The 15,916-nt window shown below is 69.6% G+C and carries 16 protein-coding genes and 1 pseudogene; 8 read left to right on the top strand and 9 right to left on the bottom strand.

Features of this window, described 5'->3' with window-relative positions:
• Positions 1-51: 51 nt before the first annotated feature.
• The 3 genes from AB0A90_RS02610 to AB0A90_RS02600 all read right to left on the bottom strand — a co-directional run bounded on the left by AB0A90_RS02610 (position 52) and on the right by AB0A90_RS02600 (position 2,838).
• On the bottom strand, positions 52-1,275 hold the full coding sequence (locus AB0A90_RS02610; protein ID WP_357240449.1) for a cytochrome P450: 1,224 nt from the start codon (positions 1,273-1,275) through the stop codon (positions 52-54).
• Between the two features lie 84 nt (positions 1,276-1,359).
• The gene (locus AB0A90_RS02605) at positions 1,360-2,106 is read right to left on the bottom strand and encodes a response regulator transcription factor (RefSeq protein WP_357240446.1); all 747 of its coding nucleotides are present in this window, start codon (positions 2,104-2,106) and stop codon (positions 1,360-1,362) included.
• Between the two features lie 75 nt (positions 2,107-2,181).
• Positions 2,182-2,838, bottom strand: coding sequence for a TetR/AcrR family transcriptional regulator (locus AB0A90_RS02600; RefSeq protein WP_357240443.1), 657 nt, complete (start codon positions 2,836-2,838; stop codon positions 2,182-2,184).
• Between the two features lie 137 nt (positions 2,839-2,975).
• Here AB0A90_RS02600 and AB0A90_RS02595 point away from each other — a divergent pair, with 137 nt between their 5' ends.
• From AB0A90_RS02595 to AB0A90_RS02570, 6 genes are all read left to right on the top strand, one after another.
• Positions 2,976-4,433, top strand: coding sequence for a DHA2 family efflux MFS transporter permease subunit (locus AB0A90_RS02595; RefSeq protein ID WP_357240440.1), 1,458 nt, complete (start codon positions 2,976-2,978; stop codon positions 4,431-4,433).
• Positions 4,430-5,290: an SDR family NAD(P)-dependent oxidoreductase gene (locus AB0A90_RS02590; protein WP_357240437.1), complete on the top strand. Its 861-nt coding sequence runs from the start codon at positions 4,430-4,432 to the stop codon at positions 5,288-5,290. Before AB0A90_RS02595 ends, AB0A90_RS02590 begins: the two co-directional genes overlap by 4 nt.
• A 112-nt stretch (positions 5,291-5,402) precedes the next feature.
• Positions 5,403-6,095 (top strand): hypothetical protein, encoded by a 693-nt coding sequence (locus AB0A90_RS02585; RefSeq protein WP_357240434.1) that lies wholly within the window; start codon positions 5,403-5,405, stop codon positions 6,093-6,095.
• A gap of 421 nt (positions 6,096-6,516) precedes the next feature.
• Entirely contained in the window at positions 6,517-7,086 is a 570-nt protein-coding gene (locus AB0A90_RS02580) for a WHG domain-containing protein (protein ID WP_357240430.1), read from the top strand.
• Between the two features lie 84 nt (positions 7,087-7,170).
• Positions 7,171-8,346: a GDSL-type esterase/lipase family protein gene (locus AB0A90_RS02575; protein ID WP_357240426.1), complete on the top strand. Its 1,176-nt coding sequence runs from the start codon at positions 7,171-7,173 to the stop codon at positions 8,344-8,346.
• Positions 8,347-8,666: 320 nt separating this feature from the next.
• Positions 8,667-9,197 (top strand): hypothetical protein, encoded by a 531-nt coding sequence (locus tag AB0A90_RS02570; RefSeq protein ID WP_357240423.1) that lies wholly within the window; start codon positions 8,667-8,669, stop codon positions 9,195-9,197.
• 191 nt (positions 9,198-9,388) lie between these two features.
• Here the strand turns inward: AB0A90_RS02570 and AB0A90_RS02565 are convergent, their stop codons facing one another.
• Positions 9,389-10,702, bottom strand: coding sequence for an aspartate aminotransferase family protein (locus AB0A90_RS02565; RefSeq protein ID WP_357240420.1), 1,314 nt, complete (start codon positions 10,700-10,702; stop codon positions 9,389-9,391).
• An 84-nt stretch (positions 10,703-10,786) separates the two neighbouring features.
• Here AB0A90_RS02565 and AB0A90_RS02560 point away from each other — a divergent pair, with 84 nt between their 5' ends.
• Complete coding sequence (locus AB0A90_RS02560) at positions 10,787-11,674, top strand: LysR family transcriptional regulator (protein ID WP_357240417.1); 888 nt, start codon at positions 10,787-10,789, stop codon at positions 11,672-11,674.
• 205 nt (positions 11,675-11,879) lie between these two features.
• Here the strand turns inward: AB0A90_RS02560 and AB0A90_RS02555 are convergent.
• Positions 11,880-12,117, bottom strand: a pseudogene (locus AB0A90_RS02555) (IS5/IS1182 family transposase); the annotation flags it as partial.
• Between the two features lie 88 nt (positions 12,118-12,205).
• Positions 12,206-12,778, bottom strand: coding sequence for a GNAT family protein (locus AB0A90_RS02550; RefSeq protein ID WP_357240414.1), 573 nt, complete (start codon positions 12,776-12,778; stop codon positions 12,206-12,208).
• 698 nt (positions 12,779-13,476) lie between these two features.
• On the opposite strand from AB0A90_RS02550, the gene AB0A90_RS02545 reads away from it, so the two are divergent.
• Positions 13,477-14,940 (top strand): alpha/beta hydrolase, encoded by a 1,464-nt coding sequence (locus tag AB0A90_RS02545; protein ID WP_357240410.1) that lies wholly within the window; start codon positions 13,477-13,479, stop codon positions 14,938-14,940.
• Positions 14,941-15,217: 277 nt separating this feature from the next.
• Here AB0A90_RS02545 and AB0A90_RS02540 read toward each other — a convergent pair whose 3' ends face one another.
• The 3 genes from AB0A90_RS02540 to AB0A90_RS02530 are packed head-to-tail and all read right to left on the bottom strand — an operon-like array spanning position 15,218 to position 15,907.
• Entirely contained in the window at positions 15,218-15,415 is a 198-nt protein-coding gene (locus tag AB0A90_RS02540) for a hypothetical protein (protein ID WP_357240407.1), read from the bottom strand.
• A 21-nt stretch (positions 15,416-15,436) separates the two neighbouring features.
• Complete coding sequence (locus AB0A90_RS02535) at positions 15,437-15,745, bottom strand: GNAT family N-acetyltransferase (protein WP_357240404.1); 309 nt, start codon at positions 15,743-15,745, stop codon at positions 15,437-15,439.
• A gap of 15 nt (positions 15,746-15,760) precedes the next feature.
• Positions 15,761-15,907: a hypothetical protein gene (locus tag AB0A90_RS02530; protein ID WP_357240401.1), complete on the bottom strand. Its 147-nt coding sequence runs from the start codon at positions 15,905-15,907 to the stop codon at positions 15,761-15,763.
• Positions 15,908-15,916: the final 9 nt, after the last annotated feature.

The raw sequence follows: 15,916 nt of genomic DNA, 5'->3' as shown, positions 1-15,916 counted from the left end.
ACTCCACCGGCTCGGGCGCGACCTCGTCGGGAGCCGCGCCCGAGCCGCTCGTCACCAGATGACGGGCAGGTGCCGCACGCCACGCATGACACGGTTGCGCTGCCAGCTCACGTCGTCGGCCGGGACCGCCAGCCGCAACCCCGGCAGCCGGCGTACCAGGGTGTCCAGCATGACCTGCAGCTCCAGGCGGGCCAGCGCGGCCGCCGGGCAGTGGTGCGGTCCGTGGCCGAAGGCTACGTGCGGATTCGTGGCACGGCCCAGATCGATGGTCTCGGGGTCGGTGAAGACGGCAGGGTCACGGTTGGCGGCGTCATTCTGGGCAACAACAGCGTCGCCGGCCCGGATCACCTTGCCGTGTAGTTCGACGTCGACGACGGCGATCCGGGAGAACGGGGCCACCGCGGCTGCCAGGGGTGTGAACCGCAGCAACTCCTCGACCGCGCTGGGCACCAGGGTGGGTTCGGCCACCAGTTGCTGCCAGAGCTCTGGCCGCGAGAGCAGGGTGTAGAGGAAGTTGCCGGTCTGGTTCGCGGTGGTCTCGTGACCGGCGGTGAGCAGGTCGACCGCGAAGATGGCGAGTTCCGCGTCGGTGAGCCGGTCCTCGCCCTCGCGCGCGTTGACCAGCTGGCTGAGCAGGTCGTCACCGGGATCGCGTTGCCGCCGGGCGATCAGATCGCGCAGGTAACCGTCCAGGCTGGCGCGGGCGGCCTCGATGGCTCGTGGGTCGTCGGCGGTGAGCGCCATCATCTCGTTCGTCCAGCCCCGGAAACGGTCCCGGTCCTCCGGCGGGACGCCGAACACCTCGCAGATCACCGTGATGCCCATCGGCCAGGCCAGCATGACGGCCAGATCCGCTGGCGGCCCGGCGTCGACCAGACGGTTGACGAAAAGGTCCACAATGCCCTGTACCCGTGGCCGGGTGGCATCGACCTGATGTTTGGTGAAGGCCTTCGCCGCGAGCCGGCGTAGCCGGGTGTGCTCGGGAGGGTCCATGCTCAGCAGCGATTCCGGGTGCTGGATCAGCGGGCTCGAGCGAGGCACGTCCTTGCCGACACCGGCCGCCCGGCTCAGGCGGGGATCGGCGAGCACGGCACGGACATCCTCGTAGCGGGTCACCAGCCAGGCGTCGCCGCCGTGCGGCATGGTGACGCGGGCCAGCGGTTCCCGGTCGCGTAGCTCGGCGTACAGGGGATCGAGGTCTAGCCGTTCGGAGGTGAGGTCCGCGGAGTGGTAGGGGCAGCCGGGTGCGGCCCGATCGGGCTCAACGGTGGTCATGCGGGTCTCCGTCGCTACGAGGGCGGGCATTGCCTTCCGACCGTAGGACCGAGCTGGGAAACGTTGTGCCAGGCGACTTTCGGCTTATCCATAATTGAGTGTCAGATCCGGGAAAAGCAGGGTGCGACGCTGGTGCGGCACGGGCGGGGCCGGCCGTGGCACGAGACAGAAGCCGACGCCGCGGACGGTGTGGATGCGGTCGCTGTCGCCGAGCTTTCCGCGCAGCGAACTGATGTGCGTGTCGACGGTGCGACTGGCACGCGAACTCAACGAGCGCGGGTCGTCCCAGATCTCCGCCATCAGGCGCTGGCGGGTAACCACTGTCTCGGCGTGCCGGACGAGGAAGACCAGCAGGTCGAATTCCTTGCGGGTCAGTTCCACCGCTCGGCCGCCGACGGTGACCTCCCGGGCGGCCACGTTGACGCGCAGGTCACCGGCTTCCAGGACGGATGTGTCGGCCCGGCCCGGCCCGGCCCGCAGTCCGGCACGCCGGTTGATGGCCTCGACGCGGGCGATGAGTTCGCGCAGCTCGATCGGGCTGTCCAGGCAGGAGTCGGCACCCGCCTCCAGCCCCAGCACGCGGTCCAGCTCGGTGCCGGCGTCGGTGAAGGCGATCACCGGGGTGTCGCAGCGCTCGCGCAGCCGGCGGCAGACCTCCAGACCGTCGATGTCCGGCAGCTGCAGGTCGACCAGGATGAAATCCGCTCCACGGAGAGCCCTCAGCGCTGCTGCCCCGGTGTCGACGGTGGTCACCGAGTGTCCCTGCCGTTGCAACGCCGGGACGAGATGCCCGTGGGCGATACGAGGTTTTCCCACCACGAGGACCTGCATTGTCCCCATCCTCTCCTGTCGTCTTCGCGGCGGCCGCGTGCCGGACCTCGTCGACCGGCACACGCCGCTGCGCGATCAGCCGCGCCTGCCGTACGCCATCAGGAAGGTGCGTACGGCGGTCCGGGCGACGCGTTCGAGCTCCTGGTCGTCGACGGCCTTCGTGCCGAGATGCGAGCGGGCCTCCATCGGGCCGGTCAGCAGAGCCAGAAACTGCTCGGCCGCCTCGCTGGGGTCGGGCGTGTCGAGGTGGCCGGCCAGTGACAGCCGGGCCAGCCGGTCGGCGAGGGCCTCCCGCAGGCGGCTCGCGCCGTGCCCCCACACGACCTCGAGCAGGTCGGGAAACTGGTTGATCTCGGCGTAGAGAAGTCGGCGCAGTGCCCACGACCGCTGGTCGCAACATCGATGCAGCAGTTGGCGGGCGGCGTCGTGCAGGGCGCTCTCCGGGTCTGCCGCGGCGCCGGTGCCCAGGGACGTCTCGACGACTGCCAGGTTGCCGGCCATCATGTCGCCGGCGACGGTCGCCAGCGCCTCACGGAACAGGGACTCCTTGTCGCCGAGGTGGTTGTAGACGGTGTGCTTGGCCACGCCGGCGACCTCGGCGATCTCCTCCATGCAGGCCCTCGCGAAACCGCGGTTGGCGAACACGGTGAACGCCGCCGCGAGGATCGACTCGCGTTTGTCAATGCGTCCGCGGGGCGCTGGACGGCTGGTGGGGACGATCGTCGATTCCACGATGAGACCTTACCTCTCTGTGCATTTAACCGCACTATCCGTATCAACTAGTTAACGAAGTGCATTGCGCCACCCTATCCTGCTCCCTAGACTGCACCCGTCAGTGCAATTCGTTGCTCGACCTAGTGGAGATCGTGATGAGTCAAGGAGAGGTGCAACGCCTCGATCCCGCCCTTCGCCGTCTGATCGGCGTGGTGCTGCTGGGCGGGATCATGGGCATTCTGGACGGCTCGATGATCGCCGTGGCCGCCGATCGGCTGGCCCACGACTTCGGCGCATCACTGGCGACCGTCAGCTGGGTATCCGCGAGCTACCTGCTCGCCCTGACCGTGACGATTCCGGTCACCGCCTGGGCCGTCGACCGGGTCGGCGGCCGGCGGCTCTGGCTGGCCGGACTGGTCGTCTTCCTGATCGGGTCGATCCTCTGCGGTCTGGCGTGGAACGTGGAGAGCCTCATCGCCTTCCGGGTGCTGCAGGGCGTTGGTGCCGGGCTGGTCGACCCGCTCATGCTCACCCTGCTCGCCCGGGCTGCCGGAGGCTCCCGTGTCGGCCGGGTGATGGGCCTGATGGGCGTGGTCGGCTCCAGCGGTCCGGTGCTTGGCCCGATCGTCGGCGGCATCATCCTGGAGTCGCTGTCCTGGCGCTGGATGTTCCTGGTCAACGTGCCGATCGGGCTGCTCGCCCTGGCATTGTCGCTGCGCAGCGTGCCCCGCGACGCCGACAAGACGGCCCCGGTCGGCCGGCTGGACGTGATCGGCATCGCCCTGCTCGGCCCTGGCGTCGCCGCCGGTGTGCTGGCCCTGTCCCAGGTCGCCGAGCGCGGCACGTTCACCACCAGCTGGGTGCTCACCCCGCTCGCCGCCGCGGTCCTGCTGCTCGGCGGGTACGCCTGGCACGCCCTTCGCCCGCGCCGCGCCGCGCCGCTGATCGACCTGCGGCTGTTCACCCGGCCCAGCTTCGCCGCCAGCGTCCTGGTCGGTGGCCTGGTCGGGCTCGTCACCTTCGCCAGCATCTTCGCCCTGCCGCTCTACCAACAACTGGTCCGGGGCCACGACACCTTCGAGGCGGCCCTGCTGCTCGCCCCGCTCGGTATCGGTTCAGCGATCTCCATGCCACTGGCCGGCCGCCGCTCCGACCGGGTGGGTGCCCGCCTGCTCGCCCTCGGCGGCGCCATCCTGGCCGGTCTCAGCGCCCTGGTTTTCACGCAGATCGGCCCGCAGACGTCGCAGGTGTGGGTGACGGCGGCCTCCTTCACGATCGGGTTCGGGCTGGGTGCCGTCGGCGCGCCGACCATCGGCTCGCTCTACCGCACACTTCCCGCCGAGCTCGTCCCGCAGGGCAGCTCGGTGCTCTACATGCTCAACCAGCTCGGTGCCTCGATCGGCATCGCCGCCGTCGCCGTGGTCATGCTGACCGCCGGAGACGGCAATCCGCTGAGCGGCTTCCACGCCGCGTTCTGGACGATGGCTGGCGCACTGGCTGTGCTCATCCTCGCGAGCAACCTGCTGCCCGGGCGCCTAGCGCCCCAGGAGCCGCAGGAGCAGCCGCCGGCCGGCAGCGAGACCTCCCTGGCCGGTGCGGAGAAACCAGCATGAGCGTCGTCGTTGTCGCCGGCGGCACCGACGGCATCGGCCGTGCCGTGGCATTGCAACGGCTGGCCGCCGGCCACACCGTCGTCCTCGTCGGCCGCGATCCGGTCAAGGCCGACGCCGTCCGGGCGCAGGCGTTTCAGCTGGGTGCGGGGGAGCGGCTCCACTTCGTGCACGCCGATCTCAGCCTGCTGCGCGCGACCTCCCGCGCCGTCGAGCACATCCGCACGGCGTACCCGTCGGTGGACGCCGTCGTCCTGTGCGCCCGCCACTACCACTCGCGACGCAGCGTGACCACCGAGGGTGTCGAGGAGAACTTCGCCCTGTTCTATCTCAGCCGCTACCTGATCAGCCACGGTCTCGTTCCCGCGATGCGCCGGGCGCCCCGAGCGGTGGTGGTCAACGTGGCCGGTCCCGGCGCCGAACTGAGCGTGGTCCGCTGGGACGACCTGGAACTACGCCGGGACTACCACGGCGGCGCCGCCCTGGGGCAGGGAGGCAAACTCAACGACCTGCTCGGCGTCGCGTTCACCGACCAGCACGGCCCGGCCGGCCCCCGTTACGTGCTCATCCATCCCGGTGTCACCGCGACTGGCTTCTCCGGCACCTACGACACCGCCACGCTGCCGCACATCCGCGCGATGCAGCAGAACGCCAAGCCGGTCTCGGCCGTGCTGCCACCGATTCTCGCCGCCCTGGACGATCCGCCGGCCGATCCGCTGAGCGCCTTCGTGGAAGGCGTCCGGCTCCGCGTCGACACCGCCGGATTCGATCCCCGGGCCGCGCGGCGCCTGGACGAGCTGACCCGGAAGCGGCTGGCCGCCCTGCACCTCGATCTTCACGAGGATTTGGGCGACTCCTGAACCACCGGCCAAAACCTTGCGAACTCCTGACGGTACGACCCTCCGGCCGGTCGGTGTGACCCTGCAGGCTCAAGGAGTCACACCGACCGCGCCGCCAGTTTGGAGCCCCTCGATGACCTCGGTTCAGCCCTCTCCGCGCCCCATCCTGGACGATCCCGGCACCGCCGTCGTGCTCGTCACCGTCGTCAAGGCTCGCAACCAGCAGCACCAGCAGGAGCTCGCGGACAGTGCGATCCGGCACTGGCAGAGCGCCGCCGCGCGGGATGCGGAACGTCGTGGGCAGACACCCCACTCGACGCGACCGGTGGCGCTCAGCATGTTCGTCAGCGGCGACGGCCACGAGGTGCTGGCCTACGCCCGATACACCGGGGACAGCCCGCCGCCGACCGGGCCGGCCGCCCAGGGCGCGGGCGGACCCCGGTGGTGGACGTACGGACCGGATGAGCCGATGTCGATTCCGTTCCGGCCGTACCGCGTCGTTCGCGGCAGTGCCGAGGATGGCGCGACGTCGCCGGAGTCCTTTCCCGTCGCCTTCTTCACGATGGATGAGCAGACCTCCGCCCAGAGGTGGGTGGACGACATGCTGCGCGGGGAGGAGGAACGCGAGGGCGCCGACCGCGACTATCCCGGTGCTCTCGCCGCTCACCTACAGGTCAGCTTGGACGAGCGGCGGGTGCTGAGCTTCTCCGAGTGGCGCAGTGAGGCCCAGGCCGCAGCGCACATCGCTGAGGTTTGGGCGCCGTTCTTGGAACGGCTCGGTGCCACCGGAGCCCTCTACCGGCATTACCGTACGGTGGCCGCCTGACCCGGCTGGTGCTGTCGGCGGTAACGGCGCGTGGTCGCGGCCGAGGAGGTCGCGGGATGCCGACCTCGATCTCTGGATCGAGGTGGTGATGGAGTTCAACACCAAGGTCCCGGGTGAGAAACCCGCGAAAAAGACACCGACAGGTCGGCGCGGCCCGGGCCCAACGTCCCGGCTTTTCCGATCCCCGGCGGCGCGGGCCCTGGTTGCGCCGCCGCTGGACGGCGGGCGCTGCGCCCGGTGGCGGCGGCGACCTTCCAGCCGCAGCGGGTGACTTCGCTGACCAGCACGAGCCCGAGCCCTCGGGAAGCGCCCGCACGCCTTCCAGATCGCTCATTCGGTCCGTTACTCCCGAGCTGCGGGCTAGTTTGCCTATAACTATTAGGCAAGAGCATAATAGGCATAGGTAGTTAGGGGGAGGGTGATGGAGAGGCTAGGGCTGACGCCGGCGCGTCTGACCCGAGCGGGGGCGGAGCTGGCCGACGAGGTCGGCTTCGACGAGGTCACCGTCTCGGCGCTCGCCCGGCGGTTCGGCGTCAAGGTCCCGAGCTTGTACTCGCACCTGAAGAACTCGCAGGACCTCAGGATCCGCATCGCGCTGTTCGCGCTGGAGGAACTCGCCGATCGCGTCGCCGACGCCGTCGCTGGCCGTGCCGGCAGGGACGCCCTGGCCGCGTTCGCGGACGCCTATCGCGAGTACGCCAGGGAGCACCCGGGCCGGTATGCGGCCGCCCGGCTCCGACTCGGTGCGGAAACAGCGGCCGCCAGCGCTGGCGTCCGGCACGCCCAGATGGCCCGGGCGATCCTGCGGGGCTACGACGTGGACGAGCCGGACGCGACGCATGCGGTCCGGATGCTGGGCAGCGTCTTCCACGGCTACGTCAGTTTGGAGCTGGCCGGTGGTTTCGAACACAGCGCCCCCGCTGCGCAGGAATCCTGGGACTGGATCGTGGATTCGCTCGACTCGCTGTTACGCAACCGCAGCTCTACCTGACCCGGACAACGGCCGCACCGCCGCAAGCGGTTAGCTGCGCGGCGCGCCGATGAACACCGAGATTCGGTCGAAAGGCTTGAGGCAATGACCACCGAACACCAATGGATCACCCCGGTCACCGCGGACCTCCTGCGCGGCTTTGTCGACCTGGAGGCGACCGCGCGCGGTCTGCTGCCGCATCGGCTGACCACCCAGGCGCGCCGGCAGATCCCCGACGACCAACTGGCCATGGCCGAGGCCCAGCCCTCCGGTGTGCGGCTGGCGTTCCGTACCCGGGCGACCACGATCGAACTGGAGACGCTACCCACCAAGCGGGTCTACCAAGGCTTCCCACCCCCGGCGGACGGCGTCTACGACCTGCTGGTCAACGGCCGCCTGACCGCGCAGGCCTCGGTGCCCGGGGGCAACGTCCGGACCGTTACCGACATGTTCACCCAAACCTCGGTGCTGACCGAGGGGCCGGCCGGCACCGCCCGCTTCGCGGATCTGCCGGCGGGGGAGAAGGACATCGAGATCTGGCTCCCGCACACGGAGATCACCGAACTGATCGCGCTGCGCACCGACGCGCCCGTTGAGCAGGCCCCGCCCAGTGGGCGCAGGACGTGGCTGCACCACGGCAGTTCCATCAGTCACGGCTCGAACGCCGCTCATCCCAGCGCCATCTGGCCGGCCCTGGCCGCGGCTGAGGGTGGCGTGGAGTTGGTCAACCTGGGGTTCGGCGGGAGCGCGCTGCTCGACCCGTTCACCGCCCGCGCGATGCGCGACATCCCGGCGGACCTGATCAGCCTGAAGATCGGCATCAACATCGTCAACAGCGATGTGATGCGTCTGCGCGCCTTCGCTCCCGCGGTCCACGGTTTCCTCGACACTGTCCGCGAGGGGCATCCGACCACACCTCTGCTGGTCGTGTCGGCCATCCTGTGCCCGGTCCAGGAGGACACGCCCGGCCCCCTCGCGCCCGACTTCGAGGGCGGGACCCTGCGGTTCAAGGCCACGGGGGATCCGGCCGAGCGCAGCGCCGGGCGGCTGACGCTCAACGTCATCCGTGCCGAACTCGCCCGGATCGTCGAACAGCGCACGGCCGACGACCCGAACCTGCACTACCTCGACGGACGGGACCTGTACGGCGAGGCGGACTACGCCGAACTCCCGCTACCCGACGAGGTCCACCCTGACCCTGCTGGACATCGCCGCATCGCCCAGAACTTCGCGCGGCTCGCCTTCGGCGACGGTGGCCCCTTCGCCGCCAAGACCGGCTGACCAATTGGGGTGCGCTGAGCAGCGACGGCCACACGCCTGGTGCTGCTCGGCGCAGTCCGTGCCGCGTTGTCCCGATCGGCTCGCGCATGGGGAACAGGCGCGAGCGCGCTGGGATCGGCGGACACAACGTCGATCACTGGCCTTGCTCTCAGTGTGCTGATGGTGCCTTCCATGCCTCGGACAACTCGCGCTTGAACGCATGGACTTGGCACCTCGAAATGCCGAGACTGCGAATACGCACACGTCCTCCTCGGTCGGCCGTATGGTGACCGAAAGAATGCCGTCGGGACATCTTCCATGCTGAAGGGGAGTCGGTCGCGATGCGAGAAATCAGCGACGAATTTTTCTTTACCATGGCAGAGGTTTCTGGTGCTCTTGTCGGCACACTTCTCGTCGGAGTCTTCTTCTACCTCGACTCCGACCTGCACAAGACCCGCAAGGGCTCAGCTGCGGCCGACCGCTACATGCGCTCAGGAGTGCGGTGGATCTTCTTGGTCTCGGCCGTGCCGCTCATCGTGTCGCTGACACTCGCCGGCCTGGAGCCGATCTGGGGTGCTCTTACTTTCATCGCGCTCTCGGTCGTGCTGGTTGCCTCAACTGCCGACACGACCTACCGCACAGTCGCTCGCGGCAGCTCGGCCATATCAACCGCGTTCATTGTCAACGAAGTCGCCACCACGGCGGCGGTTGTCGTACTTGTCACGCTGCCCTGGGTGCTTGGTGGCTGGGTGCCACCGCCAGCTGCCTTCGTGCCCTCGCTTCTGCTGGCCTTGGGATCCGGCTTTTTCAGCATTGTGGCGCTCGTCATGACTCTCTTCGGGCCAGCCCGGCACGACGACACCCCTGCATAGCACCCGCCCTGCGTTCGTGCAGGCTTCGCCCTGCTCGAAGGGTGCCGCACGTTGCTGTGGCCGATTACGGAAGCTGGGGTCCTCGCTGGAGAGTTGCTCATTCACGCCATGGCGGGCGCGATGATCGCGCGAACGGCTCCGAAGATTTGCTCGACGGCCCGGGAAGTGGGCATTCATCCAACCGGGATGTATCAGGGTATGAACTGCGGCACCACGTCGGCGAGTGCATGGTCGAGGATTTCCAGGCCCAGGTCCAGCTCCGCGTGGGTGGAGGTGAGCGCTGGCGCGATGCGGAAGACGCCGCCCATGCCGGGCAGCTGCACCACGTTCATGTGCAGGCCCAGCTCCAGGCAGCGCCCTGTGACCGCGGCGCCCAGCGCGTCGGCCGGTCGTTTCGACTCCCGGTCGCTGACCAGTTCGAGCCCGACCAGCAGCCCGCGGCCGCGCACGTCGCCGACCACGGGGTGTCGTTGGCTGATCTCCTGAAGACCCTTGCGCAGGTACGAGCCCAGGTGCGCCGCCTGTTCGTCGAGCCGGTCGGCCTCCAGCACGTCCAGGACCGTGTTGCCGACCGCGGCCACCAGCGGGTCCGAGACGTGGGTGGTGAAGAAGAGGAAGCCGCGCTCGTGCGCCGTCTGCTCGATCTCCGGGCTGGTCACCACAGCGGCCAGCGGCAGGCCGGCGCCGAGCGTCTTGGACAGGGTCAGGATGTCCGGCACGACGCCGTCGCGCTGGAACGCGTACCACTCTCCGGTGCGGCACAGACCGGTCTGCGCCTCGTCGAGGATCAGCAGCCCGCCCCGCTCGTGCACCTTGTCGCGCAGCGCCAGGAGGTATCCCGGCGGCAGGTCGATCACGCCGCCGGAGCTGAGGATCGGCTCGACGATGCATGCCGCCAGGCTGCCCACCGACTGGGCGTCGAACAGCTCGAAGGCGAACTCCAGCTGATGCCGCCAGTCCAGCTCGCCGCTGGGAGAGGTGAAGTCGGGCCGGTACGCGTTCGGCGTGGGGATCGCGAAGTTGCCGGGCGCCGCGGGCCCGTACCCCTTGCGCCCCGAGCTGTAGGTGGCGCTCGCCGCAGCCTGCGTCATCCCGTGCCAGGACCGGGCGAACGAGATGATTTCGTGCCGGCCGGTGACCAGCTTCGCCATCCGGATCGCCGCCTCGTTGGACTCCGCGCCGGTGGTGAGCAGCAGGACCTTGTCCAGCGGCGCGGGCAGCGAGCCGGCGAGGCGGCGTGCCAGGTCGACCACGGGCCGGCTCAGCATGCCACTGAACAGGTGGTCGAGAGTGGCTGCCTGCCGCTGGATCGTGGCTACGACGGCCGGGTGGGAGTGGCCGAGGATCGCGCTCATCTGCCCCGACGTGAAGTCGAGCAGGCGGCGGCCGTCGGCGGTGAAGACGAAACTGCCCTCGGCGCGGTCGATGATCTCGCGGACGAAGCTGCCCGCGCCGATGTAGCGGACCAGGTGACGATCGGCGTCGGACCAGAAGGAATCAGCCATGGATCGACGCTAGGCAGCCAGGACAGGCACGTCCATCGCACATTTCCGCTGTCGCTGTTAAGCAAAGCCGTACAGTCGGCGGTCATGACGCTGAATCCGTGGCGACTGCGCCTGCTCGCCGACCTGGCGACCTACGGCACCGTCCGGGCCGTTGCGCAGCGCGGCAACCTGAGCCCGTCGGCGGTGTCGCAGCAGCTGACCACACTGGAACGGGAGACCCGGACCGCGCTGCTCGAACGCACCGGGCGGCGGGTGCGGCTCACTGCGGCCGGAATGTTGCTCGCCGGCCGGGCTCGGGAGATCCTCGCTGCCATGGACGCGGCCGAGGCGGAGCTTCGCCGCCTCGCCGACGAGCCAGCCGGCACGGTCACCGTGGCCGCGTTCCAGAGTGCGGTGCAAGCCCTCGCCGAACCGGCGCTTGTCCGTCTCGCGGCCCGACACCCGGATGTGAGCGTGGTGTTGCTGGAGTTGGAGCCGCACGAGAGCATGCCGGCGCTCCGTCGCGGCGACGTCGACCTGATCATCACCACGGCCGACTTCGCCGGCGCCGAGCTCTCCCCGGAGATCCACCTGGTGCCGCTCGCCACCGACCCGATCGTGCTCGTACTGCCACCGGAGCATCCGCTGACCAGCGCCGAGGCGATCGCCCTGGAGGCGTGCGCGCAGCAGCGCTGGACGTTCGACGTCGCCGGCTCGTACATGTCCGAGCTGTCCACCCGGCTGTGCCGGGAGGCCGGCTTCGAGCCCGTGGTGATCTGTCGGTTCAACAACTACATGCTGGCGCTCCAGCACGTGGAGAACGGCCGCTCGATCACCATGCTGCCGAAGCTGGCGGTGGACCCGCGATACCGGGTGGTGACCCGACCACTGAGCCCACCGCTGACCCGGCGCATCACCGCCGGCGCCCGGCGAGCGGCCGCGTCACGCCCCGAGGTGACGGCCGTACTCAATGCCCTGAGAGCAGGTGACTGACCTTGGCCGGACCGTCGGTCGGGCCAGCGCCCGCTCCTCGGCCTCGCGATCGGACCCGGTCAGCCCGCCGCCGTGCGTCTACAGTCATAGACGGCCGGGGGTGATCGGCCTGGGGTACATCGGTACAGCGGTTGACGCTAAACCGGTGGTCGAAGGCGGATGACTTGCCGCCGTTGCTGGCCATGGCAGCACGACGGGCGATCTGGTCCGAGCGTTCGGGGACGACGTGCCGGATCCCGCGCCGCCGTAGGGCTCGGCGGGTGGAGTCGTGCGCGTAGCCCTTGTCGGCGATCAGCACGCCCGGGGCGCTTGCGGGGCCGTCCGGGTCCGAACTCGTTGACGCGGATCGCGTCCAGCAATGCCAGGAGCTGGGGGTTGTCGCCGGCTTGGCCGGGGCTGAACAGGATCGACAGCGGCCGGCCGCGTCCGTCGACCGCGAGGTGCGCAGCTTCCACAGAATCCCGTTGATGACCTGACGGTGATCACGCCACCGCCCCCGCGCAGCACCCGGGGGGACGCCGAGCCATTCGGTCACAGCGGTGACGGGTCGTCGCGCAGCCGGCTGTAGAGCCACCCGTCGCGCCAGGCGCCGGCCCGGAACTCGCAGGCCCGCACGACCCCCTCCAGTTGGAAGCCGGCCTTCTCCAGCGACCGCTGCTCGGCGGCGTTCTCGGCATGGGTGCTGGCCTGAATGCGCTGCGCCGGGGTGTGGCTGAACAGGTAGTCGCAGAGCAGCGCCTGGGCCCGCCAGCCGATGCCCTGGCCGCGCCACTCGGGCAGCAGCACGATGCCGATCTCCCAGTAGGGCGCCCGCCCACCGTACTGGCCCTGGAGATAGCTGAGGTAGCCCGCCCGGGCATCCGCCGCCGACTCGACCTGCACGACCAGGCCGCCAGTCCGCTCGCCGAGATAGCCGTCCTCGGCGAAGCGGCGGGCCGGCGCGGCCGCGTCCCGGAAGCCGGCCCAGTCGAGCCCGATCAGCCCGGGTTCGACCGCGAACCGGCGCAACATCGCCAGGTCGTCCTCGGCCACCGGGCGCAACCGTACGGTCGAGCCGGGCGCCTGGTGCACAATGCCGGCCACCAGCGGATGGGAACTGTCCATCCTCCGCACCGTAGTGACGGGCCGGGCCGCCCGCTGCCCCGGGCCGGCGGCCGTCACGTGGTAGCGCAGCATTCCCGGAGGGTGACCACGCCAGTGCCGGTGAGGTCGTCGCAGTACACGGCGCAGCCGGCCATCGCCATGGTCAGCGCCAGCATGCTGCCGCTGACCACCGTGTCGGTCGGCGGCGAAGGGCCCGCCCGTCGCCGCCACCCGCAACCCCTTGACGACGCTCTACTGGGCCAAGTCCACCACCTCGGCCACGTAACACGGACATCGAGCTGTGGGCATGCGTGTTGACCAGACCAGGCAGAAGGATGCCGGACATGGTCCGCACGCCGCCGGTCCACGCCGGAGCATTGGCCGCGGTCGAGACGTTCTCGATTCGCCCGTCGACGCCGATGTCGACCACCGCGTCGCGCAACACCGTGCACGTGATGTCGCACGGAATCACGATCGGAGCGCGGAGCCGCAACGGAACGCGTTTCGCTTCCACAGATGCATTGCAGACCGTGTGCCCAGAACAAGGTCAACCCCCATGCCGTACTCCTCGGTCACGGGCAGCGCCGGCGGCGCTCTTCAAGCCCGGCGTGGCGCGGCGGGCGCTGTCCGGGGCGAGACGGCAAGTGCGGACACTCCCTTGACCGTGTGGCGGCGACAGGGTTTTCACTGGTAGGGCAAGTCTTGAATTGGGGAGTCAGATGCGAAAAACCTTGTCGGTCGTGCTCGTTTCGGCGGTCGCGGCAATGTCGCTGGTGTCGGTTCTGGGGGCTTCCCAGGCGACGGCGCAAAGCGGGTTGACGTGGGGTCCGTGCCCCGCCGACAGCGCGCTGCCCGGACTGGAGTGCACGACGGTCCAGGTCCCCCTGGACTATCGGAAGCCGCAGGGGCGGCAGCTCGACGTGGCGGTCTCCCGTCTGCTGAGCAAGGACCCGTCGCAGCGGCGGGGCGTGTTGGTGACCAATCCGGGCGGTCCCGGCGCCGGGGGACTGATCTACCCGGGCCTGCTCGCCGGCAATCTGTCACCGCAGCCGCTGCCGCGCAGCGTCCAGGACCAGTACGACGTGATCGGATTCGACCCGCGCGGAGTGGGCCACAGCTCGCCGGTGACCTGTGACCTGACGCCGGAGCAGATCGCGCGGCGCAACCTTTGGTACCCGGCTGACGCGGCCGGCGTACGGAAGGACGCCGAGATCGCGAAGGCGATGGCCCGGCAGTGTGCGACATCGGAGACGGCCGCGCTGCTGCCCCACATCACCACCGCGAACACCGCACGGGACATGGACCGCATCCGGGAAGCGCTGGGCGAGCCGAAGATCTCTTACCTCGGTGTGTCGTACGGCACCTACCTCGGCGCGGTCTACACGACGATGTTCCCCCAGCGCAGTGACCGGTTCGTGCTCGACAGCAACCTCGGCCCCGGTGGTTACGACCTCACCGCCATGCGACGGGTCGGCCGCGGCCTGGAGGACCGGTTCCCGGACTTCGCGAAGTTCGCCGCCGCCAATCCCCAGTACGGGCTGGGCACGACGCCGAAGCAGGTGCGCGCGAAGTTCATCGACCTCGCCGCGCGGCTGGAGAAGTCACCGGTGCAGGGCGTGGACGGTTCGTTGTTCCGGGGGATCACGTTCGACCACCTCTTCAGCGACGTGAGCATGCCCACCCTGGCCGCGGTGTGGAAAGCGCTCGACACGAACCAGCCGATGCCGCCCGAGCCGCCGCCGGCGAATGTCGACAACGCCGTCTCCGGCCGCCTGCATGTCATCTGCGGCGACTCGAAGTGGCCGAGTTCCGTCCGCGACTACCAGCGGGCCGTCGCGGTCCACCGGGTCAAGTACCCGTTGGTCGGTGCCGCCGCGGCCAATATCGGTCCGTGCGCGTTCTGGCCGTCCCCGGTCGAGCGGCCGGTGCGCATCGGTGACCGAGGGCCGTCGAACGTGCTGATGGTGCAGAACGTTCGCGACCCGGGGACCCCGCTGGTCGGCGCCCGCGAGCTCAGGAACGCGTTCGGTGCCCGGGCGCGGATGGTGACGGTGGACCAGGGTGGTCACGGCGCCTACTTGCTCTTCGCCAAGAACATGTGCGCCAACAACACGGTGACGGCCTTCCTCACCACCGGCCAGCGTCCGCGGCACGACGTCACGTGTGCGGCCGAGGCCGGCTGAAGGCTGACGCGTGGCGAGTCGATCAGTCGTACGGGTTCGGGCACCGGACAGCGTGACCGCCGATGCCCGCGACGGTCGCCGGGCGCGTTAGCGCCCGGCCCGCCGATCGGCGGCGCTCTGGGACCGCGGTGTCCGCGACCTGAGCGCCGTCGACCGGCTGCGCGCGCAGGAAGCCGTACGGTGGCTGCGGTACGAGATAGCGGTCGCCCCCGAATCGCGATGGCGGTCGAGCCCATTGGTCAACAGTCTTCGGGGGCCCATCTGATACCAGCATTGATCAAGCCATGCCGGACCCGGGCTTCGTGCCGGTGACGACCCAGATCGTGAGCACCGCGAGCAGCGTGCCGTCGGCGACGGCTCGATCCACCTCCGCCAGCCACGGCTCCGCTGTCTCGCCCAGATTCAGGAGAGGGCCCTGCGACACGGCGCGATCCACGACGGACATCAGGGCGGCGACCTCGGCATAGTCGGTCACCGCGACCTCCTGACTTCTGTCTCAGTCGGTGACCTTGCTCCGGGACTGGTACAGCAGGTCCTGGTACTCGGGGTGCCGGGCGATCCACCCCGTGTAGAACGGGCAGATCGCCAGCACCCGCAGGTTCGCGGCGCGAGCCTCGTCAAGGGAGGCCCGGGCGAGCGCCGCCCCTACTCCCTTGCCTTCGTATTTCGGAGGAACCTCGGTGTGCACGAACGCGATGAGTTCCGCCGTGCGAATGTATTCCGCGATGCCCGCCAGCTCGGACTCTCCTCCTTGCCGGGCCTCGTACCGTTTGGCCTCGGGAACGTCTTTCACTTCGACTGGCATATGTCCTCCATCTGTCTACTTCGGGGTCGATGTCATCCGAGCCGCCGGGTCGGCGGTCAGTGGTCCGGTGCGCCGAGTGGTGAACCAGACGATCACCACGGTGGCCAGGACGACGGCGCTCGGGATGAGCGTGGCGGCGGTCGCGGCTCCGTCCGACCACACGCTGCGCGG

It is taken from the genome of Micromonospora sp. NPDC049204 (genome assembly GCF_040647935.1).
GTDB lineage: Bacteria > Actinomycetota > Actinomycetes > Mycobacteriales > Micromonosporaceae > Micromonospora.
Note: the sequence above shows the minus strand (reverse complement) of the source record. Positions and strands in the feature narration are given on the sequence as shown.

What these genes read in the sequence shown, in the direction of transcription:
- AB0A90_RS02545 (WP_357240410.1), top strand. Translation starts at nt 13,477, where the DNA reads ATGCGAAAAACCTTGTCGGTCGTGCTCGTTTCGGCGGTCGCGGCAATG.
- AB0A90_RS02585 (WP_357240434.1), top strand. Translation starts at nt 5,403, where the DNA reads ATGACCTCGGTTCAGCCCTCTCCGCGCCCCATCCTGGACGATCCCGGC.
- AB0A90_RS02590 (WP_357240437.1), top strand. Translation starts at nt 4,430, where the DNA reads ATGAGCGTCGTCGTTGTCGCCGGCGGCACCGACGGCATCGGCCGTGCC.
- AB0A90_RS02570 (WP_357240423.1), top strand. Translation starts at nt 8,667, where the DNA reads ATGCGAGAAATCAGCGACGAATTTTTCTTTACCATGGCAGAGGTTTCT.
- AB0A90_RS02535 (WP_357240404.1), bottom strand. Translation starts at nt 15,745, where the DNA reads ATGCCAGTCGAAGTGAAAGACGTTCCCGAGGCCAAACGGTACGAGGCC.
- AB0A90_RS02565 (WP_357240420.1), bottom strand. Translation starts at nt 10,702, where the DNA reads ATGGCTGATTCCTTCTGGTCCGACGCCGATCGTCACCTGGTCCGCTAC.
- AB0A90_RS02605 (WP_357240446.1), bottom strand. Translation starts at nt 2,106, where the DNA reads ATGCAGGTCCTCGTGGTGGGAAAACCTCGTATCGCCCACGGGCATCTC.
- AB0A90_RS02575 (WP_357240426.1), top strand. Translation starts at nt 7,171, where the DNA reads ATGACCACCGAACACCAATGGATCACCCCGGTCACCGCGGACCTCCTG.
- AB0A90_RS02580 (WP_357240430.1), top strand. Translation starts at nt 6,517, where the DNA reads ATGGAGAGGCTAGGGCTGACGCCGGCGCGTCTGACCCGAGCGGGGGCG.
- AB0A90_RS02595 (WP_357240440.1), top strand. Translation starts at nt 2,976, where the DNA reads ATGAGTCAAGGAGAGGTGCAACGCCTCGATCCCGCCCTTCGCCGTCTG.
- AB0A90_RS02550 (WP_357240414.1), bottom strand. Translation starts at nt 12,778, where the DNA reads ATGGACAGTTCCCATCCGCTGGTGGCCGGCATTGTGCACCAGGCGCCC.
- AB0A90_RS02560 (WP_357240417.1), top strand. Translation starts at nt 10,787, where the DNA reads ATGACGCTGAATCCGTGGCGACTGCGCCTGCTCGCCGACCTGGCGACC.
- AB0A90_RS02610 (WP_357240449.1), bottom strand. Translation starts at nt 1,275, where the DNA reads ATGACCACCGTTGAGCCCGATCGGGCCGCACCCGGCTGCCCCTACCAC.